The organism is Pilosibacter rotomagensis, assembly GCF_045062245.2.
Taxonomy (GTDB): domain Bacteria; phylum Bacillota; class Clostridia; order Lachnospirales; family Lachnospiraceae; genus Pilosibacter.
Genome location: NZ_CM170323.1, coordinates 1,964,838 through 1,986,438, shown reverse-complemented (window position 1 = coordinate 1,986,438; position 21,601 = coordinate 1,964,838). Strand labels below are relative to the sequence as shown.

Here is a 21,601-nt window from a genome sequence, read left to right as displayed (position 1 = left end):
ATTCAATAAAAACTTCGGCAAATGCGATTGAACTGGAAAACGAAGAATACGGAAGAAAATCTATTGTTCTGGAAGGAAAGGAGAAAGGTAAGGTTGAGGGAATCCTTGCTGCAGTATATCAAAGTATATTCGGCCAGGATGCATATCCATCATTGGAAGAAAAAGCCGCAAATCTATTGTATTTTATGATCAAGGATCATCCTTATGTGTATGGCTGCAAGAGAATTGCGGCATCACTTTTTCTTGAATTCCTGGATAAAAACAATGCTTTATTCCAAGATGGAGAAAAACGACTCAGCGATGGAACCTTGGTAGCCGTTACGTTGATGATTGCTGAATCCAATCCAGAAGAAAAAGAAGTAATGGTGAAACTGGTGATGAATCTACTGAATTTGCAATAAAAAAGCACGGATTGCAATACTTGTCCCTGAGATTCTCACCAGCAAATACGCTGTGTGAAATGCTTGTGTTTTATACAGACTGAATACGCTAACTCTTGTTGGCTTATGAAAATACTTGTATTTTCCAATCCATAATGTTATATTCATTCCTAACAGCAATAACAATCATCCAAACACCATCAGTGTCTGGTTTGGCCCTTGGGGCAAAGGAGGAGACAACATGCGCCTGATCGAACATAAGAAAGGATACCTGTACGGAGCGGCTAACAGGGAAGGAGTGTCATATACGGATTGGCGGGCACCGTATATTGACCGTTCCGGACTGCTTATGATTTATGAATCCAATTCGCGACCTGGAAAGTTTGTGTTTGTTTTCTTTACCGCTCCGGCAAGCGGTTTCGCTGGGCACTATTTAAAAACATCACCGGGAGATTTGGAAACAGAAGATGATGGCATCATCAAACTCACTACAGGAAACAGCATTTACCGTTTCGGACAGGATGACTCCTGTATTCCCGGTGAAGAGATGAAACTGCTGCTGTGGGATATCTATGAGGAGTTCGGACCATCGAATTCTATCCGGCAGGTGATGGAAAAAGAACTGTCTCTGGATGCCGGGCATGAATCGGAAGCGTGATTTCACAGGCAACTTGCCGGGGGTAAGTTACAGATATAATGGAATTGTATATATGAAAATAGGCATGACGGATTTGAATTGCTCCGTACATCTCTGTTTCCTGCTATTCAGCATCAGGGGGCATATGGAATTTATAAAAAAGGAGCTGCTATCCGGAATGCCGTAAGCTATGCGGAATATCTGAAATAAAGCAGTATAAAAGGAGAGGCTGGACATGGATATGGAACAGGTCATCAGGGAAAAACTGGCGGAGATTGGGAACAAAGAAAATGTCAGGATCATCATGGCGGTGGAATCCGGCAGCCGGGCCTGGGGATTCGCTTCCCCTGACAGTGATTACGATGTTCGGTTTGTATATGTGAGAAAACTGGAAGATTATCTGAAGCTGGATAAGACCAGGGACGTGATTGAATGACAGCTGGATGATACGCTGGACATCAGCGGTTGGGATTTGAAAAAGGCTTTACAGCTCATGCATGAGTCAAATCCGTCCATTTTTGAGTGGTGTGCTTCACCGATCGTATACAGGTGCAGTCCGGCATTCGAGGAACTGCAGGAAATCAGGAAAGAGTATTATTCCAAAAAGAAGAGCCTGTACCATTACTGGCATATGGCAAGCAGCAATTATGAAAACTATCTGCAGGGTGAAGAAGTACGGATTAAAAAGTATTTTTATGTGATCCGTCCATTGCTTGCGGCAAAATGGATCGCGGATCATGGAACGCAGCCGCCGATGCTGTTCAGCGAACTGCTGGATGCGGAACTACCGGAAGAGCTGAGAGCCATCGTGAATGAACTGCTGGACAAGAAGCAGAAAATGCTGGAAATGGGACTGGCCCCAAAAATCAAGGAACTGGACTGCTTTATCAAGAAAGAATTGGAAACAATCAGGCTGGCTGCCGATCAGACAGAAACTGACAGAAACACTTGGGATACCCTGAACCGTTATTTTATAAAACAGGTGACAGAACGTCCGGTTCCGAACCCATACGAACTGTTGCCATCCATTGGCATCGATTTGGTTGCCTTGACAAGGTATGCCAGAGCAAATGGAAAAACATTAACAGAAATTAATTTGTTTCGAAAGGGCGGTAAGGAAACCTGTTAATGATTTGTAAATTGGAAGTTGTGGAGGTTATACATGAAAGCGGCGAATGAATTCTATTTGGTGCTATTGCTGATCATATCTGTGCTTGGTCTGCTTGGCGTGAATTTTTTATGTATTGGCGCTGCGCTATATGCAAAAGAGAAGCGAAAGAGAGCCTCCTGCACACAACAAGTCATTGCATCAGTGACCGACATACAGCATCGGGCAATCGGCGCCTCCGGCTACACCGATGCCGATGAAGTGAAGATGATGTCATGGTTTCCTGTTTATGAATACAGCGTTCATGGCACAGTGCTGAGAAAACGAGCATCTGTAGGAACAGTGAGACCAGAGGTATCTGTCGGTCAAAAGGTCAATCTTTACGTTAATCCAAACCGTCCAGATAAATTCTACTGTCCTGCCGATAAATCAGCTCCCGTGCGAAAAGTGTTTATTGGTGTGGGTGCACTATGCGTAAGTGTTGCCTTGGTTCTCGGAGTGGTTCTATGCATGAAGTAATGGAGCGATAAAGAGCCATTAGATATACAGCTAATTTTGAAGATAGATTATTGAGAACTATAATTTCCAGTTTTTGGAACAACAACAAATCTTAAATTATTGCTAAATATGGGAGTTGAAAGAAATGATATTTGCAATAGTGATTGTCATAACCATTATTTCCTTGTTTGGATGTGTTTGCATAAAGAAATCTGCGGTAAGGATTGGACTTGGAATCATAGCTGTTTTGGGCCTAATGCTTGCAGGTCTGATCGGTAGCGTTACCTATACGACGAAATATCGGGTTAATTCCGTTGACTCGTCCACCTCTCAAGATGGGAAGTATGAATTACTGTTTCAACAGATAGGAGAACCAGATTGGCCATTTGGATATACACATGCCAGACTGGTTCTTAAAGATGAATTAGGAACGATTGCAAAGTATTCTTTTGATGTAAGAAATGATGGTGCTTCTGTTCATTCCGATTCATGGCAGGTTATCTGGAAAGAAGATAGTGTGGAGGTTGTGATTAGTGGAAAAGAGCAGAATGATGAACAGTACATTTTATATTTTGATGGAAAAACAGATTCCAGTTTTTGAGAGAGCTTGTGAAATCACACTTCTTTTAAAATCCGTTCTCTTGCCTGGTCAAAACTGAGAGCTCCATGTTGTATTTCCTGCATCATCAAGATATCATCATCGTCCAAATGCATACCTTCAAGTCTTAACGCAGCGGACACCTCGCTGATTTCCTCTGCATTTGTGTAGGATGCTTTTGACAGTTTTCCCATTGGTTCCATAAAGGTTACCACCTCAATTGATTATTGTATATTATATTACAATACATATACATAAATCAATGCACCTGAAATGGTCGAAGATTCCAGCCTGGGATTCTCAACACATCACTTTTCATCCGAACGGCTGCATCTCATTTCAGGCAGAAGAAATTTCGCTCGGTATTCCCAAAATATAAAGCATTTGTACTTACGACAGGAGGCGCGGATCGTCACGGTCCGTGCTTCTTTTTTTGCCAAAACAAATCGTTTTCTTTCCATAATTCTTTCACAAAAAATAATGATGAAAGAGAGAAGATTACATGAATGCAATAACCATGCCGACATGTTTCCGGCCGTATCCTGGAGAACTGCTATACAGCTGGATTATACGGCTCTACAATTCAAACGGATACCCTACCGTTTATAAAATGTATTTAATGGTATGCCGTCATGTGTTTGGCACCATGAAAGGAGAGCGTAAAAATGATTTCATTAGGAGAACGATATCTTTTCCATGTGCATACGTTCCGCTGCGGACATGCAGAGATGGTATCCGATGAAGAATATATCAAAAAAGCGATTGGTCTTAGAGCAACTGATATCTGCTTTACGGATCACGCTCCATTCCCCGGTAATCCGTTTGGTGGACGGATGAAGTATGAGGAACTGCCGGAATACATATCCACTCTTAAAAATCTGAAGGAACAGTATCAGAGAAAAATCAAAATTCATATCGGACTGGAGATTGAGTGTTTTTCCAGATATGATCAGAGTGGATATTATCAAGAACTTTCCAATAATCCGGATTTGGAAATTCTTTTGCTTGGACAGCATATGGCAGAAGACCCGGAAGACAGAGAGCATTATACGTTCGAATGGCCGAAAGAACGATTACAGGTTGACGAATACACAGTTCTTGGCGATGCGATGATCGCGGGAATGAAAACAGGCTGTTTCAAGATCGTTGCTCATCCGGATCGGATTTTCAGAAGACAGAAAATCTGGACTCCGGAAATGGAAGCAGTTGCTGTACGGGTGATTGATGCAGCTGTGAAATATGGATTGCCTCTGGAAAAGAATTGTTCCTCCATGCGACACAAACATCATTATTGGAAGGAGTTCTGGGAGATAGCCGAAGTGAACGGTGTGGAGACGGTTATCGGATTGGATGCTCACAAATTAAAAAGGCTGGAACTGCCAGATTTCCAATAACGAGGTAATAGGGAGTTTACAGATTCCAAAAAGATATTTCAAACAAAGTAATAAATATGAATAGTCCGTTTTATTGGACAGCATTTGTGTTATGATAAGGGGACAAAGAAAAACAAATCAGCAATCTTTAAGGAGGGCGCCGGTATGAAGTGGAAGGATTTTAACGGTGATGGAAAAATTGATGCAACTGAAAGATTCTTATGGGATGAATTAATGTGTACCAGCAAAGAGGAACACGAGGCTCTTTTTGGAGATGCCGGAGATTTCGATGAAGATGATGACGACGAGGATGACATTGACTTCGATGATTGTGATATGGATGATGACTTCTAAATAGCAATATTATAGGAAACAATGGAAGAGGATGAATGCTCAGATCAGCTGACATTCATCCTTCTTTGAAATAGGGCTACCGCAATCCCACTGGCTTTAGACGGTGGGTTAAGGTAGCCGGAAGCGGAGGTTTGTGCTATACTTGCGTTATGGAAACGTGGAAATCAAAAAACAGACACAAATATTTGTTACAGTATCATATTCGTATGCAAGTATAGAAAGAAATTGCTGATGTCAAAACAAATATTAGATGATATAAAGCAGTTTCCTTATGAGATATGTCAAAAGCATAAAGTCATTATCAGATATATGGAGACAGATAAAGATCATATTCATTACATGATAGAAACGGAACCAACAATGTCTATCAGTAAAATAGTAAATCCGATGAAGAGTTATACAACATATCATATTTGGAAAAGATATCCGGATTATCTACGAAAACATTTCTGGAAAGAACATACTTTTTGGACGGACGGATATTTTGTCTGCAGTGTAGGAAATGCATCAGAAGAGATGTTGAGAAAATATATAGAAAATCAAGGGTAGGAAGGTGGCGACAGTGGGTGTTAAAAGCATATAAATACAGGATATATCCTAATAGCGAACAAAGAATTCAGATTGCAAAAACATTTGGCTGTTGCCGTTTTGTTTACAATCAGACATTGGCATATCGGAAAGAAATATACGAGAAAGAGAAAAAGTCAGTTAGTAAAACGGATTGTAATAATTACTGTAACAGAGAATTAAAGAAAGACTATGAATGGTTAAAAGAAATAGATAAATTTGCTCTGACCAACGCAATCTATCACATGGACGCTGCATATCAAAAATTCTTTAAGGAACATGCAGGATATCCGAAATTCAAGAACAAACACGATAACCATAAATCATACACAACAAACTTCACAAATGGAAATATTGCGGTAGATTTTGAGACAGGGAAGATAAAATTGCCAAAATTAAAAGCGGTAAAAGCAATGTTACACAGGGAATATCGTGGGCAGATTAAGTCAGCGACCGTTTCGCAGGTTTCCAGTGGAAAATACTATGTGTCCATACTTGTAGAAACGGAGCATAAGGAACTGGCACATACAAATCATAACATAGGAATCGATTTAGGACTTAAAGATTTATGTATTACTTCTGATGGGAAGGTATATGAGAATCAAAAAATTATAAAAAAATACGAGAAACAGCTTGTAAAGTTGCAAAGGCAACTGTCACATAAAGGAAAGAGAAGTAAGAACTATTATAAAACAAAGAAAAAGATAGCATTACGCCATGAGAAAATAAGGAATATGAGAAAAGATTATCTACATAAAGTTTCACATGAGATTATCAGCGAAAACCAAGTGATAGTTTCAGAGAATTTACAGATAAAGAACATGGTAAAAAATCATCATCTGGCAAAAGCCATAAGTGATGTATCATGGTATGAGCTGACAAGACAGTTAGAGTATAAGGCAAAATGGAATGGCAGGAAATACATCAAAATAGATACATTTTATGCCAGTAGTCAATTATGTTCTGTTTGCGGGTATCAGAATCCTGATACAAAAGATTTGTCAGTGAGGACATGGATATGCCCGAAATGCGGAGCAGAACATGACAGGGATATCAATGCCGCGAAAAATATACTGACAGAAGGATTAAGACAAATAGCATAAAGAAATATATAGGGCAGGGACTGCCCAAATTAACGCCTGTGGAGATAGTAGGTTACGAGGTCGATGAAGCAGGAAGCCTATTGGCTTAAGACAATGGGTAGTTCACCCAGAGGTTCAATGCAGTCTTTCCTGTGCAGTGATATAACTGTCGTATCAGGGATATTACGGGAAAGGAGAAAGCACAATGGATGAAACCGCAAAGAGAATTACAAAGCGAATGAGTCCGAAGGAAAACGGAAAGAGACGGAAGGAAGAATGTTCCGTTTTTCTGTCGCACCGTAAGAGAGAATCGCTATGGGAAAGGATTTCCATATGGAGAGAGGACATTGTCTGCATTTATCAGAGACTGAGGTACGGATACTGTTACCGTGACACCTGGTCGATCGACCAATGGTTCCTTACGGTTGTTTCGAACATGATCCATGACCTTCGTGTTAACAGTCATGGCTACCCCGGCTCCTTTAAAGGAGCGGAAGAAGAAAACATCCGGAAATGGGACCGTATTCTGGGAAGAATGGAATTTCTGTTCCGGGAAGCAAATGAGGGCACGTGCAGAAAGAAAAATCCGTATGAGAAAGAACATGACCTGGCACGGGAAGAATTCACGGCAAAATATGGCATGTTCGGAGAGAAACTGAAAACGGAAGAGGAGATTGCAAGGGAAAATCGGGAGCATACGCATCGTCTGTATACGATGAGCGATGTTCCGAAATATGCGGAGATATCGGAAAAGTGGCTGGCGGCCGAGGGAGAACTGCGTGAGTACCGGGACCGGTGCCTGAAGCAGGGCATGGAGCTTATGACGAAATATTTTTGGAACCTGTGGGATTGATAGGCATGGACGGGCAAAAAAGCGGCGGGGAGTCGAAGGAGAATTCCCTGCCGCTTCTGTCGTGGGCTTTCTGTTTCTTCCGGTTGTATGCCCTGCCGTTCGGCATGGTCCGCGTTGCCGGGTTCAGGATGCCCCAGGTGGAACGCTGTGCGGAATGGTATGCTTTTTGTGCTTTCTTAGTCTGTTTGCTGATCGGGACAAATGATTTCTTCATGCAGCACCTCGATTCTGTTCCAGTGTTTCCATGATGCCGTTGCAGAATTCCATGTAATCGCTGTGCCCGAAAAGAAGCATCTTGTTGCGTAAGGACTCCATGGATTTCTCAAATTCCGCCGTATCTTTCTTTCTGGCTTTGCAGAGAATGATACGGTACGGGGAATCGTCCCGTGAGAATTCGTTTCCTAACCGCACGGAAACATGGTTCTGTGCGAGCAGGGAATCCGAAAGATAGTCCTTGTGGTTGATGTACATATATGTGACGGACAGGATGGACAGGCCGTCCAGTCTCAGAAAATTTTTCATAGGCTCCTCCTTTGTGATAGCTGTCTGTAAGGAAAAGGCTGCGAAATTCACATTCCGCAGCCGTGGTGCCTGAAACCGTACCCCGGCACCAGTGTGATCGCTCACGGGTTTTCTACAGGGGGATTATTTACCATTGATATTTGCTGAATTAGCGTACCATGAACCGAAAGATACAACGGATAAAAAATAACAAAACAATCCATGTCACTGAACGTTAACAATCCCATCTGCATTTTTAAAGACCCTGTACGGAAAATTCTTTAACAAGAATCAGCAAGAATTCTCCCACCTCTATAGGTGGTGAGATGAATTGTCATCTCTTGCATAGTGCGATAGTTGGTATGTAGATATCAGATTATTGCACATAGCTGTGCTGTGTATTGTAAACTTCTCATATATTGATTTTTGTAGTCGTGCTATATCATCAATTCTACATACAATAAGCCTGAAGGAAAAATAGATTGCAGATCAAGCAGAACAAATGTTCTGAAATGTAATAGACAAATGATCTCATTTGTGATATAATTAAATCAGTCGAAATAAAAAGAAAGGCTGATAAATATGAGAGAACTTGACAATAATGCACATTCAGTATTTTTACTCTGTTATCATCTGATCCTGGTCGTAAAGTACCGGAAAAGGTCCTGAATGATCCGATCTCGGATCGCGCACGAGAAATCTTTGAATACATTGCGCCCAAATATCATATCACCCTGGAAGAGTGGAATCACGATGAGGACCATGTCCATATCATGTTCCGTGCCCATCCGAAGTCGGAACTCAGTAAATTTATCAATGCCTATAAAAGTGTCAGCAGCCGTCTGAGCAAAAAAGAGTATCCGGAGATCCGGCAGAAGCTCTGGAAGGAAATGTTCTGGAGTCAGAGCTTCTGTCTTCTGAGTGCCGGCGGAGCTCCGATCGAAGTGATCCGTCAGTACATCGAGACACAGGGGGAGAAAAAATATGAACGTAGTATACCGGTTTCGGATCTATCCCAATAAAATACAGCAGGAACTGTTTGCAAAAACATTTGGATGTGTCAGGTTCGTATATAACCGGATGCTGTCAGAAAAGAAGGAATGCTATGAAAAGACCGGAAAAAACCTGAAGGTCACTCCGGCAAAATATAAGGCAGAGTTTCCATGGCTAAAAGAAGTGGACAGCCTTGCTCTGTGCAATGCCCAGCTGCATCTGCAGACTGCTTATAAAAACTTTTTCCGGGATCCATCGTTTGGATTTCCAAAATTCAAGTCAAAAAAGAATCCTGTTAAAAGCTATACCACAAACAGTGTCAATGGAAATATCCTGTTAAAAGATGGGAAACTGAAGCTCCCAAAGGCAGGCTGGATCCGGATCCGGCAGCATCGTAAGATCCGGGAAGATGCCTGCTTGAAAGGCGCATCCGTCTGTCTGGAAGCTGATGGGCGGTATTATGTTTCTCTTCTGTATTTTTGTGAAGAAAAGCCGGTGGAAACAAGGAACATAAGGCAGGCCGTCGGACTCGACTTTTCCATGAAAGAACTATATGTAGATTCCAATGGAAAACATGCAGGTTATCCGCACTATTTCAGAAACAGCGAGGAAAAACTGGCGAAAGCGCAGAGAAAACTGAGTCATTGCCGGAAGGGAAGCAATCGTTATAAAAAACAGCAGAAAAAAGTGGCGCGGATCCATACACATATCGCTCACCAGAGAAAAGATTACTTGCATAAAGAATCAAGAAAGATAACCAATTTCTATGATATCGTATGTATCGAAGATCTGGATCTGAAGACGATGAGCGGGGAACATCGTTTTGGAAAAAGTGTTCATGACAACGGCTGGAGAATGTTCACAGATTTTTTGCAGTATAAACTGGAACGGGAAGGGAAGAAACTTGTCCGCATCGACCGCTGGTATCCCAGTTCCAGAACATGCAGCTGTTGTGGAAAAATAAAACATGATCTGAAACTGGAAGAGCGGGTATATCTTTGCAGCTGCGGAAACCGGATGGACCGTGATGAAAATGCGGCAGTCAACATCTGCAGGGAAGGTCTGAGAATGTCCGGGATCATATTAGAAAAAAGCGAAAAAGCATCATAAAAATATATCAGACAAAAAGAACCGTGGGACACACGGGGATCGCTCGTGAATGCTTTGCCCAACGGGGTAATCGAACGAGAAGCCCCCACTTCAAGCATGAGCTAAGTGGTGGGAGTATGTCACATGTCCGCTTCAAACAGGAACGTCTGATTGTACTGGTCAAGGGCAATCTGCATTTCCATGATTTCGCCGGAGATATGTTCGTAATCCTGTTTTACCAGTTCCGGATCGTAATTGGTATAGCGATACTCAGGAACGGCATTCCTGGAGCTGAATGCATGGGAAGATTCCCTCATTTTCGGAAGGCATTTCCGCATGGTGTCCAGGGTCGCTTTGCGGGAGTTGAGCTGTGCCATCCTTACCAGAATGCTGTCGACGCTCATTTCCGTATCGCCTACCATGATCTTTGCTGTTGCGTTGGCCAGGTTCAGGGCGTGCTTGATAATAACGGTTTTTCGATCAATTTCTTTCAACGTCTCGGAAACGGCGGAGTAGTCATACTCCGGGATGACCGGTTCCTCGCCGACGGCGGCAACGTATGTACGGGATGTCGCTTCCTTGGCTTCCCAGTAGGACTTTTCGTCCGCCAGGCTTTTGAGCAGTTTATTGGCATAAGCCGAAGTCATTTTCATGATGTATTCGCCTCCTTCGCATCAATTCCTTATGACACGATTATAAGGCGAGAGAGGGAAGATGTCATTGAACCCTTGGTTTAAAGAAACCCATAAAAGAGGAATATCCCCGTCAATGACGAGGATATTTTCAATGCTAGTATGTAACAGTCTGCTGAGAATGATAAAGTTGTCCAGGCTTGGAAGTGATTTCCCGGCGATCCACTTATAGATTGCCTGCGGGTTCTCAAAGCCGAACGCACCCTGGATCTCGCGATTGGATGCTGCGGATTGCGACCATATCGTAAGAATGAATATGAGATCAGGTTTCATCTGCTTCCGCAATTCTGGAGAAAAGGCTACGCAGTGGAAGCTGCATCGGCTGTCATCAACTACGCGTTTTCCATTTAGAAAGCAGACGCACTGTTTGCAGGACAGAATCCTCATAATACTGAATCTGCAAAGGTTTTGCGTAAGCTGGGTTTTCACTATATTGGTGACGAATTTTACGAACCAACCGGCTTATATCATCCGTCCTATGAATTAAAGCAAAAACATTGGAATCGCAGATTCTGGTTTGCCGAGCTCTATAGGAGTAAATGATACATTGGAAGATCATGAAATAATATTTAACCCGACAAACGGCTGCATCTCATTTCGGGCATAAGACATTTCGACTGATATTCTCGAAATAGGGAAAGGGACAACAGCGCAAGAGCACAGCCTGGAAGATATGAAAAAATCTCCGACAGTTCCACTGCAAAAACACAGCGGACTGCCGGGGATTTTTCTTTTGTTATAAACAAATCAGCTCATCATGCGGAAAAGACCGATGACTTTACCGAGGATCTCTACGTGATCCAGGATGATCGGGTCCATCGTGGAGTTTTCTGGCTGGAGACGGAAGTGACCGTTCTCTTTGTAGAACGTTTTTACGGTCGCGGAGTCATCAACGAGCGCAACGACTTTATCGCCGTTCTCGGCGTCCGGCTGCTTTGCAACGATGACTTTATCACCGCTGTAGATCCCGGCTTCGATCATACTGTTTCCTTTTACCTTTAACATAAATACTTCTTTATTCGGGAGCATTTCGGCAGGGATCGGAAGATAATCTTCGATATTCTGCTCCGCGAGGATCGGAGTTCCGGCGGCGACCGTACCGATCACCGGCACATTTACAACTTCACGTCTTGTAAGAGCGAAATCATCATCGAGAATCTCGATAGTTCTCGGCTTCGTCGGATCCCGGCGGATATATCCGTTCTTCTCCAGGGATTCCAGGTGGGAGTGGACCGAGGAGGTGGATTTCAAGTGAACCGCCTCACAGATCTCGCGCACAGCCGGCGGATATCCTTTCTTTAAAATCATTTCTTTTATATATTCAAGTATTTCTTTCTGCTTATCAGTAATTTTTCCCTGACTCATGAGACCCCTCCTTTTATTCGTCACGGCGATTAGGAAAATGGCAACCGCGCATACACGGGGAGACATTTGACGACCGCTGTAATAATCTGCAAAAGAATATTTCTTCTCTGCATACATAGTATCATAAACTGCGGAAAAAAGCAAACCTTTGTTCGAAAAAATGGAGAAAAAGAATTGACAAACATATGTTCGCGTGATAGAATCTAAACCAGAACAGATGTTCCCAAACATGAGTTTGCACTTACTGAATACAGAGGAGGAACCAATATGAAGAAGTATTTGATCGCTCTTGTGATGATCGTGATGATCATGTCCTGCTTTTTTGGAAAGACCCTGGTTATGGCGAATGAAGACGAGGATGATGCCGTCTATAACCGCTATTATACGACGATCGAGGTGGAAAAAGGTGATACCCTCTGGTCTGTTGCAAAAACTTATTATCATCATTCCGGTATGTCCGTGCGGGAATATGTATATGAGCTGAAACTAATCAACGGAATGGTTTCTGACGAACTCCGTGCCGGTGATATGATCTCCGTGGAGTATTATGCGGAGACGCCGGGAAACCCGTATATAAAGTGATGATATAAGACAGAAAGATACAGAAGAGAGGATGCGGAGAGAAAGACTCTCCGGGCTGCAAACGAGATCCTTTGGGCAGAATGATGTCCGGGGATCTTGTTCTTTCTCCGGGATACTTGCATTCCAGCTGACCGGCGGCCAAAAGTTCCTTGCTTGCTATTGCCGGGATAAAACGGTACAATAGGAGGAGCAGAAGAGAGAGCAATAGGAGGAACCAATGAAATTATTCCATTTATCGGACCTTCATATCGGAAAGAGAGTCAATGAGTTTTCGATGATCGAAGACCAGAAATATATTCTTAAAAGAATTCTTGATCTGGCGGAAGAAGAAAAGCCGGACGGGATCATCCTGGCCGGTGATATTTATGACAAGCAGATCCCGTCCGCGGAGGCGGTCCAGGTGTTCGACGAATTTATCACAAGGCTTGCCGGGAGAGCGATTCCTGTTTTTATTATCAGCGGGAACCATGATTCGGCGGAACGGCTGGCTTTCGGCGGAAGACTGTTGAACAGCCGGGGGATCTACCTTTCGCCTGTATATGATGGGAGTGTCACGAAGATTCCGCTGAAGGATCAATACGGAACAGTCTGGATCCACCTGCTCCCGTTTATCCGCCCTTCGACTGTGCGGCATGTATTTGAGAATGAGGCGGATCTGGTAACGGATGTCCAGACTGCGGCGGAGACGGTGATCCGCCATATGGAGATCGATCTGAAGGATAGAAACATCCTTGTCGCACACCAGTTTGTCACGGGAGCTTCCAGGTGCGAGTCGGAGGATGTTCAGGTCGGTGGTCTCGACAACATTGATGCAGCGGTCTTTACACCGTTTGATTATACAGCACTTGGACATATCCACAGTCCCCAAAACGTAGGAACTGACCGGGTTCGCTATTGCGGGACTCCCTTAAAATATTCATTTTCGGAGGTGGACCAGGAGAAATCAATTACAGTCGTGGAGTTGGAGAAAAAAGGAACAGTAAGGACCAGCCTGCTGCCGTTAAAACCTCTCCGGGATATGAGGAAGCTCCGGGGCACTTATCTGGAACTTACCGACCGTTCTTTTTACAGAGATATGAACCGTGAAGATTATATCCAGGTGACCTTGACGGACGAGGATGATGTGCCGGACGGTCTTCAGAAACTGCGTGTGATCTACCCGAATATCATGCAGCTTTTGTATGACAATCAGAGGACAAAAACCACTCAGGAGGTCGATGCAGCGCAGGCCGTAGAAAAAAAGACAGAGATCGAACTGTTTTATGAGTTCTATGAACTTCAGAATAATCAGCCTATGACGAAACAACAGAAGGATTTTGCAGAACAATTGATCCGGGAGATAAAAGAATGAAACCTGAAAAACTGGTGATCAGTGCCTTCGGCCCATACGCGGGGGAGAACACGATCGATTTTGAACAACTTGGAGAACATGGTCTTTACCTGATCACGGGAGATACCGGCGCCGGTAAGACGACGATCTTTGATGCGATCACATTTGCCCTGTACGGTGAGGCAAGCGGAACTGTGCGGGAAGCCGGAATGTTCCGGAGCAAATATGCGAAAGCAGAGACGGAGACGTTTGTGGAGCTGACTTTCGCCTATCAGGGAAAAGAATATATCGTCAGAAGAAATCCGGAATATGAATGCCCGAAAAAGCGAGGAACCGGATTTACAACGAAAAAAGCGGATGCGGAACTGATCTATCCCGACGGACGTCAGCCAGTGGCAAAGATGGGCGCGGTCACAAAGGCTGTGACGGAGCTGATGGGTCTCGACTATAAACAGTTTACTCAGATTGCGATGATCGCCCAGGGGGATTTCCAGAAACTTCTGATCGCAGGGACTGCGGAACGCGGAGAAATTTTCCGTCAGATCTTTCACACGGAGATCTTTCAGGAGATCCAGTGGCGTCTGCGGGACGAGGAAAAGCGCAGACGAAAAGATTATGATGATCTGCGCCGGAGCATTACCCAGTACCTGGAGGATGCCTGCTTTGAGGAAGATCCGGCGGCGGAACAGGAATTTAATTCCTTAAAAAAGGTACATTTTGAAGGAAAAACAATGCGGGGGATCGAGCTGCTGCGCAGTGAGACAGAAAAAGAAAAGGTACATCTGGAAACGCTGGATGGATCTGTGCAGAGCCTGGAAAAGCAGATCCGCGCGGTAAATGAAAAAAAGGGAAAGGCGGCCCAGATCAGACGGATCGAGGCAGAACTGGAGAATAAAAAACAGGAACGGGAACGACTGAATCCGGAGTATGAAGCGGTCCTTGCAGAATGGAAAAAAGTGGAGAAAAAGTCGGAGCTTCGCGAAGAACTGGCAAAGAAAGTTCAGAAACTGGAACTGGATAGTCAGAGATTTCTGGAACTGGAGCAGAAAAGAGGAGAAGCGGCTGGGAAAGAACAGACACTTTTGAGCGTTCAGACAGATAGAAAGTCGATGCAGGAACAGACGGATCTTCTGCAAACAGAACTGGAGAACCGGTCTGGGGACAGAGAGAAGATTTCCAGAGCACCGGTGGAGAAAGAGCAACTGTCAAATGCGAAAGAAGCACTTTTGCGACAGAAAAAGGAACTGGAAGAACACCTGGAGCGGCTTGAGTCGACTTACAGGGAATTGAAAGATGTGCAGAAAGAGTACGCAATCTCGATTTCCCTGCGTGATGAGAGCCGCATACGGTATGGACACCTGGAAACACTGTTTCTGAATGCCCAGGCCGGCATTCTTGCACAGGATCTGGAGGAAGGAATCCCCTGTCCGGTATGCGGTTCCTGTCATCACCCGGCTCCTGCTGAGCTTGCAGAAGAGATCCCGGATCAGGAAGAACTGAAACTAAGAAAGAAGGAAGCTGAACGGGCAGGAGTGAAGTCTGAGAGGCTGAGCGAGAGAGCCGGAAACTTAAAAGAAAATCTGGATCTCGAGATAAAGAGGATAGTGGAGCTTCCTGCCGCTTTGAAAGCAGACCTGTATAACAGGATATCAGAGATATCGGATCCTGCGGAGTGTATGACGGCAGCCAGACTGGCGATAACAAAGACGGAGAAAGAACTTTGTGAACTGGAAATCCGTATCAGATCGAATGCAGAACAGCTGAAACAGCTAAAAACGCTGGAAGATTCAATAAAGAAGCTGGAAAAGGCTCTGGAGACGGCGAAAGAAAAAAATACGGCGCTTGCCTTGTCGGAGCAGAACCTGTTGACATCCCTGTCAATGCTGAAGGTGCAGGTGAAAGAGCTTCAGGAAAGGCTGGAAGGGCAAAATGCGGCAGAGATCGAAGAAAACCTGAAAATGATGAAAACGCAGAAAAGGGAGCTGGAGCTGGAAGAAAGCAGCGCGAAGGCTAAAATGGAAAAATACCAGAGAGATATGGCGAGCTTGGATTCTGCGGTGGAAACACTGGAAAAACAGATCGGAAAAAGAGAAGAGCTGAAGGAAACGGAACTCTCAGAGATGCTGGAACGCCTGGAGACGAAAAAAACAGGAACATTAAAACAGCGGGAACAGCTCCATTCGGCTTTACAGAACAACCGGAAGATCTACGAGAAGGTCTGCACCTGGCAGAATCTCATGGAACAGACAGAACAGGAATATATCTGGGTCCACTCACTTGCGGACACGGCAGCCGGGACACTGAATGGAAAGCGGAAGATCGAACTTGAGACCTATGTCCAGATGGCGTATTTTGACCGGATTCTGAGGCGGGCGAATATCCGGCTGATGACGATGAGCAGCGGTCAGTATGAACTGAAAAGAAGTGAGACATCGGGGAACAAAAAGGACAAGAGCGGACTGGAACTGAATGTGATCGATCACTATAATGGAAGTGAGCGGAGTGTAAAGACGCTCTCCGGCGGCGAAACGTTCCAGGCCTCGCTTTCCCTGGCGCTGGGACTTTCGGATGAGATCCAGTCTATGGCAGGCGGGATCCAGCTGGATGCCATGTTTGTGGACGAAGGATTCGGTTCTCTTGATGAGGATGCGCTGGACCAGGCGGTAAAGGCACTGGGAAATCTTGCGGACGGAAAAAAACTTGTCGGTATCATTTCTCATGTTGCGGAGCTGAAAGACAGGATTGAAAAAAAGATCGTGATAACAAAAAAACGCGGTCGGGAAGGCGTGGGAAGCACTGTCAGAATATCGGACGGCGTGATCTGAAAACGTGCGTGACAGCAGATCCGGCAGGAAGAGAGCTATTCCAGCCAATGTCCGTCGCAGTCGGAAGAAGTGTCAGCCAAATATGCGGAGAAAAGGAACCGGAAAAAAGAAGCATCTACATCGTAGATACGGTGATCTAAAATGCAGATGCGCGGTAATTCAATTGCCTATATAGTTCACGGGATCATGATCGGCGAACGGGTAAATTCGTTTTTTTGTACCTTTCCTGATTTCAGCTCCCGCACCATCCGGCAGATCTCAGATGCGGTCAGATTTTTCTCAAAAAGCGGATAGACTTCCGGGGAGAGAATCTCGTTGGCATCAGCGGTCTTGACGATGACAGGGATATCGCAATGCTTTTTCAATTCCGATAAAAGTGCTGCGGATGTTTTTCGGAATCCCAGGATCCGGACCCATGGAGCGTAATCGCAGGCAGCAAATCCCCGTTGGTCTTTGTCTGTGATATCCAGCATGAGATTCATAAGAGCGCGGCTGACCTTCGCGTAAGTATACTGCCGGTCTTTTCTGGCTGCGGTCAGTGCATCGGTCCGGAGAAATTCCAGACGGTTTTTATAGAGCTTTGCGGCGAGGTCCTCCGGCATACCGGAAATGCTCTGAATTTTTTCCAGAGCGGAAGTCAGGATCTTCTGTTCTATCAGGAGAGAAAAATCATCCGGAAATAATGGAACCTCGGATTCGGCCTGCAGACTTTCAAAGTGGGAATCCGGGAGAACAGCTGAGAGAAAATCCGGATCCTGCGCAGAGATCGCCTTTCGGATCGCTGTTGCAGAAGCGAAAGAGCCGTCCCGCCCTTCGGAGTGATACCCGGGATCGGAGCGTTTCAGGGTCCAGGGTTCGACCGCGGAAGAAAATTCCTTTAATGCCTTCAGGTACTCAACCGCAAGGATATCGTTGGGCGATACAGGAACAGAATCTTTTCTGGCAAGAGCCAGTGCCTGTGGGTAGGTAAGGCCGCTTCGGAGACTTTTACGGATCAGATCCGACTGTTCTTCCGTCTCTGTGCCGGCCTGGTCTGCCAGTTCCTGCAATTTTTTGATTTCCCCTGCTTCACTGCCGAAGGAGAGCACATCGATGATCCCCATATGATGAAACAAAGAGATTCCGCAGCGTGCGAAATCCTGGGCAGCGCTCAGACTTCCGAAAACGGGCATTTCGACAACGAGGTCAGCGCCGGAGAGAAGCGCGGAGCGAGTCCGGAGAAACTTGCTGTAGATTGCCGGGGCCCCGCGCTGTACGAAGTCACCGCTCATGACGACCGCGATGAAATCGGCTCCGGTCCGGCGTCTTGTCTCTTCAATCTGATATTTATGGCCATTGTGGAATGGATTGTATTCTGCAATGATGGCAGCTGTTTTCATAGTAGATCTCCTCAACTTGTGCAGATCATTTGCCTGCATTCGTTATCTAATATCATAGTCGAAACAAAATCTTAATGCAATATTTATTGTTCTCAAAGAAAAAATGTGATATACTGCATCTAAGCAGCGTGTGAAAGACTGATTGTTCCAGGATGATAAGAATATTCAAAAATATCAGAAAGAATTCAGAGCGGCTGCCTTAGTGTTACAGTTATATCTTTGCGGCGCATACCGCAATCTTCGAAATAAGACGCAGAAAGGATGGATGCTATATGAAACTGATCTACGCAATTATCCGGTATGACAACGAGGACGATGTGACGACGTCACTCACAAAACACAAATTCAGCGTGACCCGTCTTTCCACGACCGGCGGATTCCTGAAAAAAGGGAATACGACCCTGATGATCGTGACGGAAGAAGCGCGGGTTGATGAAGCGATCGATATTATTAAAAAGGAGTGCGGCCATCACCAGAAGATCACGATCAATATGCCGTATGTATCCGGTTCCTCCATGGTCCACTGCGCAACAATGCCGATGTCGGTCGATGTCGGCGGTGCGACGATCTTTGTTGTAGATGTTGAGCGGTATGAGAAGATCTGACCGAAAAATGATACTGACAGAGACTGCTGCAGCAATGCGAACAATAAATATGACTGCGGTCCTGCAGAGAAAAGATAAAAGATACAAACAGCTCCGGCAATCAGTATTCCTGGTCGACCGGAGCTGTTTGTTTACGCGCACAACGAGCCAAAGTCCGTGCTTGCGCGAGACCATGGCGATTGTCGCGATAACAAGGGGAAACTCGCGAAGCGTGTTTTCACTTGTTACCGGAACGTTCGATAAAATTTCCCGATAGGCAGGCAGCTGCTTCCGGTCAAACTTCCGCTGTGCCCGTTTTTTTACCGCATTGTTTTAAATTTAACGAGAGGTATTGAAAAAAGTGCAAAAAATTGGAGAATATAGTCTTGTATCCAGTATTTAGCTGCGATATAATAAAAATACGTATGAAAACCCATATTGAGGAAGGAGTCAATCATCATGGCATTTATTGATCTTATGAAAGAAAAGGCAAAACAGGATGTAATGACAATCATTCTGCCGGAGAGCAACGATAAGAGAACTCTTATTGCTGCAGCACAGGTATTAAAGGAGAAGACCGCTGACCTGATCATGATCGGAAAAGAGGAAAAGATCATGGATGGTGCTCACTGGCTGGAAGTTGACCTTACTGGTCTTAAGGTCGTAGATCCGGATACTGATCCGAAGTTTGACCACTACGCAGAGACCCTGTTCAAATTAAGAGAGAAAAAGGGTATGACTCTCGAGAAAGCACAGGAGATCTTAAAGACAGATTACATCACATACGGCGTTATGATGGTAAAAGAAAAAGACGCTGACGGACTTGTTGCAGGTGCTTGCCACGCAACAGCTGATACATTAAGACCGGCTCTTCAGATCTTAAAGACAGCTCCGGGAACAGAGCTTGTATCCGGTTTCTTCATCATGGACGTTCCGAACTGCGAGTACGGTGCAAACGGCACATTCTTATTCGCTGACTGTGGTTTAAACCAGGATCCGACATCTGCAGAGCTCGCTGCAATCGCTGACAGCTCCGCTAAGAGCTTCCGCGCACTTGTTGGTGAGAAGCCGATCGTAGCTATGCTTTCCCACTCCACAAAGGGCAGCGCAAAGCACGCTCTTGTAGACAAGGTTGTAGAGGCTACAAAGATCGCAAACGAGAAGTACCCGCAGCTTGACCTTGACGGCGAGTTACAGCTCGATGCAGCGATTGTTCCGTCCGTAGCAAAAGCAAAAGCAAAAGGAAGCGAAGTTGCAGGTCATGCTAACGTTCTTATCTTCCCGAACCTTGACTGCGGCAACATCGGTTACAAGCTGGTTCAGAGACTTGCTAAAGCAGAAGCTTACGGCCCGATGCTCCAGGGTATCGCAAGACCGGTCAACGACCTTTCCCGTGGATGCTCTGCTGAGGATATCGTTGGTGTAGTAGCTCTTACAGCTGTACAGGCTCAGATGGCTTAATCTATAATTACTTAACAACAATGGGGAACGACGCAAAATCGATCAAGAGGAAACGGCGTTCCCTTTTTGGCAACAACTGTAATATCCAGTCTTCGTTCCGGAGACCGGAAGACACAGATTCTATTTTATAATCACAAGGAGTTTTATCTGTCATGAATATTTTAGTTATCAACTGCGGAAGCTCTTCCTTAAAGTACCAGTTAATCAACTCTGATACAGAGGCAGTTCTTGCAAAAGGTCTCTGCGAGAGAATTGGTATCGAAGGAAGCCAGATCACATACCAGCCGGCAGGCGGAGAGAAGGAAGTTACCGTTTCCCCGATGCCGACACACACACAGGCGATCCAGATGGTATTAGACGCTCTCACAAACAAGAAGAGCGGCGTTATCGCAAGCCTTGCAGAGGTTGGCGCTGTTGGTCACCGTGTCGTACACGGCGGTGAGAAGTTTACTTCTTCCACAGTGATCACAGATGAGGCTATGAAAGCAATCGAAGAGTGCAACGATCTTGCACCGCTTCACAACCCGGCAAACCTGATCGGTATCCGCGCTTGCCAGGAGCTTATGCCGAACGTACCGATGGTAGCTGTATTCGATACTGCATTCCATCAGACAATGCCGGAGGAGGCTTACCTTTACGGTCTTCCGTACGAGTACTATGAGAAGTACAAAGTAAGAAGATACGGCTTCCACGGAACTTCCCACAGCTTCGTGTCCAAGAGAGCTGCTGAGGTTGCCGGAAAACCGTACGAAGATTTAAAGATCATCGTTTGCCATCTTGGTAACGGCGCAAGCCTTTCCGCTGTAAAGAACGGCAAATCCGTAGATACAAGCATGGGTCTCACTCCACTTGAGGGACTTATCATGGGAACTCGTTCCGGTGATATGGATCCGGCTATCATGGAGTTCATCGCTAAGAAAGAGAACCTCGACATCGCAGGCGTTATGAACGTTCTGAACAAAAAGTCCGGTGTTCTTGGCCTGTCCGGCGTATCCAGCGACTTCCGTGACATCGAGGAAGCAGCTGAGGCTGGCAACGACCGCGCAGCGAAAGCTCTTGCGGCGTACAACTACCGCGTTGTTAAGTACATCGGTGCTTACACAGCAGCTATGGACGGCGTAGATGTGATCGCATTCACAGCAGGTCTTGGTGAGAACGGCAAGTCCATGAGAAAAGCTGTTTGCGAGCATTTATCCTACCTTGGCATCAAGATCGACGACGAGGCTAACAGCGTAAGAGGAAAAGATATCGTAATCTCCACACCGGATTCCAAAGTTAAAGTTATGGTTATCCCGACAAACGAGGAGCTTGCGATTGCAAGAGAGACTTTAGCTCTTGTAAAATAATTCA

At 45.1% G+C, this 21,601-nt stretch carries 22 protein-coding genes and 3 pseudogenes; 19 read left to right on the top strand and 6 right to left on the bottom strand.

The window, feature by feature from the left end; translation table 11 throughout:
* Window positions 1–5: 5 nt before the first annotated feature.
* From ACI3EW_RS08775 to ACI3EW_RS08755, 5 genes and pseudogenes are all read left to right on the top strand, one after another.
* The gene (locus tag ACI3EW_RS08775) at window positions 6–401 is read left to right on the top strand and encodes a type II toxin-antitoxin system death-on-curing family toxin (protein ID WP_485663371.1); all 396 of its coding nucleotides are present in this window, start codon (window positions 6–8) and stop codon (window positions 399–401) included.
* Between the two features lie 115 nt (window positions 402–516).
* Window positions 517–1,038 (top strand): hypothetical protein, encoded by a 522-nt coding sequence (locus ACI3EW_RS08770; protein WP_215703438.1) that lies wholly within the window; start codon window positions 517–519, stop codon window positions 1,036–1,038.
* A gap of 214 nt (window positions 1,039–1,252) precedes the next feature.
* A pseudogene (locus ACI3EW_RS08765) lies at window positions 1,253–2,146 on the top strand (nucleotidyltransferase domain-containing protein).
* A 33-nt stretch (window positions 2,147–2,179) separates the two neighbouring features.
* Window positions 2,180–2,644, top strand: a complete 465-nt coding sequence (locus ACI3EW_RS08760) for a DUF3592 domain-containing protein (protein WP_118529902.1) — start codon at window positions 2,180–2,182, stop codon at window positions 2,642–2,644.
* A 124-nt stretch (window positions 2,645–2,768) separates the two neighbouring features.
* Window positions 2,769–3,224, top strand: coding sequence for a hypothetical protein (locus ACI3EW_RS08755; RefSeq protein WP_215703439.1), 456 nt, complete (start codon window positions 2,769–2,771; stop codon window positions 3,222–3,224).
* A 14-nt stretch (window positions 3,225–3,238) separates the two neighbouring features.
* Here ACI3EW_RS08755 and ACI3EW_RS08750 read toward each other — a convergent pair whose 3' ends face one another.
* Window positions 3,239–3,424: a hypothetical protein gene (locus tag ACI3EW_RS08750; RefSeq protein ID WP_215703440.1), complete on the bottom strand. Its 186-nt coding sequence runs from the start codon at window positions 3,422–3,424 to the stop codon at window positions 3,239–3,241.
* 462 nt (window positions 3,425–3,886) lie between these two features.
* On the opposite strand from ACI3EW_RS08750, the gene ACI3EW_RS08745 reads away from it, so the two are divergent.
* From ACI3EW_RS08745 to ACI3EW_RS08725, 5 genes and pseudogenes are all read left to right on the top strand, one after another.
* The gene (locus ACI3EW_RS08745; RefSeq protein ID WP_215703441.1) at window positions 3,887–4,615 is read left to right on the top strand and encodes a PHP domain-containing protein; all 729 of its coding nucleotides are present in this window, start codon (window positions 3,887–3,889) and stop codon (window positions 4,613–4,615) included.
* 144 nt (window positions 4,616–4,759) lie between these two features.
* Window positions 4,760–4,948, top strand: a complete 189-nt coding sequence (locus ACI3EW_RS08740; protein ID WP_118529910.1) for a hypothetical protein — start codon at window positions 4,760–4,762, stop codon at window positions 4,946–4,948.
* 149 nt (window positions 4,949–5,097) lie between these two features.
* Window positions 5,098–5,497 (top strand): annotated as a pseudogene (tnpA, locus tag ACI3EW_RS08735) (IS200/IS605 family transposase).
* Window positions 5,498–5,514: 17 nt separating this feature from the next.
* Window positions 5,515–6,618, top strand: a complete 1,104-nt coding sequence (tnpB, locus tag ACI3EW_RS08730; protein ID WP_485662850.1) for an IS200/IS605 family element RNA-guided endonuclease TnpB — start codon at window positions 5,515–5,517, stop codon at window positions 6,616–6,618.
* Between the two features lie 184 nt (window positions 6,619–6,802).
* Window positions 6,803–7,450 carry a hypothetical protein gene (locus ACI3EW_RS08725; protein ID WP_405582249.1) on the top strand — a complete coding sequence of 216 codons (648 nt, stop codon included), beginning with the start codon at window positions 6,803–6,805 and terminating at the stop codon, window positions 7,448–7,450.
* On the opposite strand, the gene ACI3EW_RS08720 is transcribed toward ACI3EW_RS08725, so the two are convergent.
* Together ACI3EW_RS08720 and ACI3EW_RS08715 are read right to left on the bottom strand one after the other, a co-directional pair.
* Window positions 7,416–7,664 (bottom strand): hypothetical protein, encoded by a 249-nt coding sequence (locus tag ACI3EW_RS08720; protein ID WP_215703601.1) that lies wholly within the window; start codon window positions 7,662–7,664, stop codon window positions 7,416–7,418. The two genes, ACI3EW_RS08725 and ACI3EW_RS08720, sit on opposite strands and share 35 nt — an antisense overlap.
* Window positions 7,661–7,972 carry a hypothetical protein gene (locus tag ACI3EW_RS08715; RefSeq protein WP_215703602.1) on the bottom strand — a complete coding sequence of 104 codons (312 nt, stop codon included), beginning with the start codon at window positions 7,970–7,972 and terminating at the stop codon, window positions 7,661–7,663. The genes ACI3EW_RS08720 and ACI3EW_RS08715 overlap by 4 nt, the downstream gene beginning before the upstream one ends.
* A gap of 561 nt (window positions 7,973–8,533) precedes the next feature.
* Between ACI3EW_RS08715 and tnpA (ACI3EW_RS08710) the strand changes: the two are divergent.
* Together tnpA (ACI3EW_RS08710) and ACI3EW_RS08705 are read left to right on the top strand one after the other, a co-directional pair.
* Window positions 8,534–8,973: pseudogene (gene tnpA / locus ACI3EW_RS08710) on the top strand (IS200/IS605 family transposase).
* Window positions 8,936–10,054: an RNA-guided endonuclease TnpB family protein gene (locus ACI3EW_RS08705; protein ID WP_485662849.1), complete on the top strand. Its 1,119-nt coding sequence runs from the start codon at window positions 8,936–8,938 to the stop codon at window positions 10,052–10,054. The pseudogene tnpA (ACI3EW_RS08710) and the gene ACI3EW_RS08705 overlap by 38 nt, the downstream one beginning before the upstream one ends.
* Window positions 10,055–10,173: 119 nt before the next feature.
* On the opposite strand, the gene ACI3EW_RS08700 is transcribed toward ACI3EW_RS08705, so the two are convergent.
* Window positions 10,174–10,686: a hypothetical protein gene (locus ACI3EW_RS08700; RefSeq protein ID WP_215702060.1), complete on the bottom strand. Its 513-nt coding sequence runs from the start codon at window positions 10,684–10,686 to the stop codon at window positions 10,174–10,176.
* Between the two features lie 270 nt (window positions 10,687–10,956).
* Between ACI3EW_RS08700 and ACI3EW_RS08695 the strand changes: the two genes are divergently transcribed.
* Window positions 10,957–11,076 carry a GNAT family N-acetyltransferase gene (locus ACI3EW_RS08695; protein ID WP_252197329.1) on the top strand — a complete coding sequence of 40 codons (120 nt, stop codon included), beginning with the start codon at window positions 10,957–10,959 and terminating at the stop codon, window positions 11,074–11,076.
* Between the two features lie 396 nt (window positions 11,077–11,472).
* On the opposite strand, the gene lexA is transcribed toward ACI3EW_RS08695, so the two are convergent.
* Window positions 11,473–12,090 carry a transcriptional repressor LexA gene (gene lexA, locus ACI3EW_RS08690; protein WP_118298003.1) on the bottom strand — a complete coding sequence of 206 codons (618 nt, stop codon included), beginning with the start codon at window positions 12,088–12,090 and terminating at the stop codon, window positions 11,473–11,475.
* A 267-nt stretch (window positions 12,091–12,357) separates the two neighbouring features.
* Here lexA and ACI3EW_RS08685 point away from each other — a divergent pair, with 267 nt between their 5' ends.
* The 3 genes from ACI3EW_RS08685 to ACI3EW_RS08675 all read left to right on the top strand — a co-directional run bounded on the left by ACI3EW_RS08685 (window position 12,358) and on the right by ACI3EW_RS08675 (window position 16,827).
* Window positions 12,358–12,672 (top strand): LysM peptidoglycan-binding domain-containing protein, encoded by a 315-nt coding sequence (locus ACI3EW_RS08685; RefSeq protein ID WP_118298004.1) that lies wholly within the window; start codon window positions 12,358–12,360, stop codon window positions 12,670–12,672.
* Between the two features lie 217 nt (window positions 12,673–12,889).
* Window positions 12,890–14,023 (top strand): exonuclease SbcCD subunit D, encoded by a 1,134-nt coding sequence (locus ACI3EW_RS08680; protein WP_118532999.1) that lies wholly within the window; start codon window positions 12,890–12,892, stop codon window positions 14,021–14,023.
* Window positions 14,020–16,827 (top strand): AAA family ATPase, encoded by a 2,808-nt coding sequence (locus ACI3EW_RS08675; RefSeq protein WP_215702059.1) that lies wholly within the window; start codon window positions 14,020–14,022, stop codon window positions 16,825–16,827. Before ACI3EW_RS08680 ends, ACI3EW_RS08675 begins: the two co-directional genes overlap by 4 nt.
* 176 nt (window positions 16,828–17,003) lie before the next feature.
* Here ACI3EW_RS08675 and ACI3EW_RS08670 read toward each other — a convergent pair whose 3' ends face one another.
* Complete coding sequence (locus tag ACI3EW_RS08670; protein WP_215702058.1) at window positions 17,004–18,206, bottom strand: tRNA(Met) cytidine acetate ligase; 1,203 nt, start codon at window positions 18,204–18,206, stop codon at window positions 17,004–17,006.
* Between the two features lie 272 nt (window positions 18,207–18,478).
* Between ACI3EW_RS08670 and ACI3EW_RS08665 the strand changes: the two genes are divergently transcribed.
* The 3 genes from ACI3EW_RS08665 (at window position 18,479) to ACI3EW_RS08655 (ending at window position 21,597) form a co-directional block, all read left to right on the top strand.
* The gene (locus ACI3EW_RS08665) at window positions 18,479–18,811 is read left to right on the top strand and encodes a cyclic-di-AMP receptor (protein ID WP_118298009.1); all 333 of its coding nucleotides are present in this window, start codon (window positions 18,479–18,481) and stop codon (window positions 18,809–18,811) included.
* 438 nt (window positions 18,812–19,249) lie between these two features.
* Window positions 19,250–20,251 (top strand): phosphate acetyltransferase, encoded by a 1,002-nt coding sequence (gene pta / locus ACI3EW_RS08660; protein ID WP_117470288.1) that lies wholly within the window; start codon window positions 19,250–19,252, stop codon window positions 20,249–20,251.
* Between the two features lie 152 nt (window positions 20,252–20,403).
* Window positions 20,404–21,597, top strand: a complete 1,194-nt coding sequence (locus tag ACI3EW_RS08655) for an acetate kinase (protein ID WP_015554503.1) — start codon at window positions 20,404–20,406, stop codon at window positions 21,595–21,597.
* The last annotated feature ends 4 nt before the right edge of the window (window positions 21,598–21,601 follow it).

Coding starts and splice junctions, on each gene's coding strand:
- ACI3EW_RS08760 (WP_118529902.1), top strand. CDS start 2,180: ATGAAAGCGGCGAATGAATTCTATTTGGTGCTATTGCTGATCATATCT.
- ACI3EW_RS08755 (WP_215703439.1), top strand. CDS start 2,769: ATGATATTTGCAATAGTGATTGTCATAACCATTATTTCCTTGTTTGGA.
- ACI3EW_RS08750 (WP_215703440.1), bottom strand. CDS start 3,424: ATGGAACCAATGGGAAAACTGTCAAAAGCATCCTACACAAATGCAGAG.
- ACI3EW_RS08745 (WP_215703441.1), top strand. CDS start 3,887: ATGATTTCATTAGGAGAACGATATCTTTTCCATGTGCATACGTTCCGC.
- ACI3EW_RS08740 (WP_118529910.1), top strand. CDS start 4,760: ATGAAGTGGAAGGATTTTAACGGTGATGGAAAAATTGATGCAACTGAA.
- ACI3EW_RS08725 (WP_405582249.1), top strand. CDS start 6,803: ATGGATGAAACCGCAAAGAGAATTACAAAGCGAATGAGTCCGAAGGAA.
- ACI3EW_RS08720 (WP_215703601.1), bottom strand. CDS start 7,664: ATGAAGAAATCATTTGTCCCGATCAGCAAACAGACTAAGAAAGCACAA.
- ACI3EW_RS08715 (WP_215703602.1), bottom strand. CDS start 7,972: ATGAAAAATTTTCTGAGACTGGACGGCCTGTCCATCCTGTCCGTCACA.
- ACI3EW_RS08705 (WP_485662849.1), top strand. CDS start 8,936: ATGAACGTAGTATACCGGTTTCGGATCTATCCCAATAAAATACAGCAG.
- ACI3EW_RS08700 (WP_215702060.1), bottom strand. CDS start 10,686: ATGAAAATGACTTCGGCTTATGCCAATAAACTGCTCAAAAGCCTGGCG.
- lexA (WP_118298003.1), bottom strand. CDS start 12,090: ATGAGTCAGGGAAAAATTACTGATAAGCAGAAAGAAATACTTGAATAT.
- ACI3EW_RS08685 (WP_118298004.1), top strand. CDS start 12,358: ATGAAGAAGTATTTGATCGCTCTTGTGATGATCGTGATGATCATGTCC.
- ACI3EW_RS08680 (WP_118532999.1), top strand. CDS start 12,890: ATGAAATTATTCCATTTATCGGACCTTCATATCGGAAAGAGAGTCAAT.
- ACI3EW_RS08675 (WP_215702059.1), top strand. CDS start 14,020: ATGAAACCTGAAAAACTGGTGATCAGTGCCTTCGGCCCATACGCGGGG.
- ACI3EW_RS08670 (WP_215702058.1), bottom strand. CDS start 18,206: ATGAAAACAGCTGCCATCATTGCAGAATACAATCCATTCCACAATGGC.
- ACI3EW_RS08665 (WP_118298009.1), top strand. CDS start 18,479: ATGAAACTGATCTACGCAATTATCCGGTATGACAACGAGGACGATGTG.
- pta (WP_117470288.1), top strand. CDS start 19,250: ATGGCATTTATTGATCTTATGAAAGAAAAGGCAAAACAGGATGTAATG.
- ACI3EW_RS08655 (WP_015554503.1), top strand. CDS start 20,404: ATGAATATTTTAGTTATCAACTGCGGAAGCTCTTCCTTAAAGTACCAG.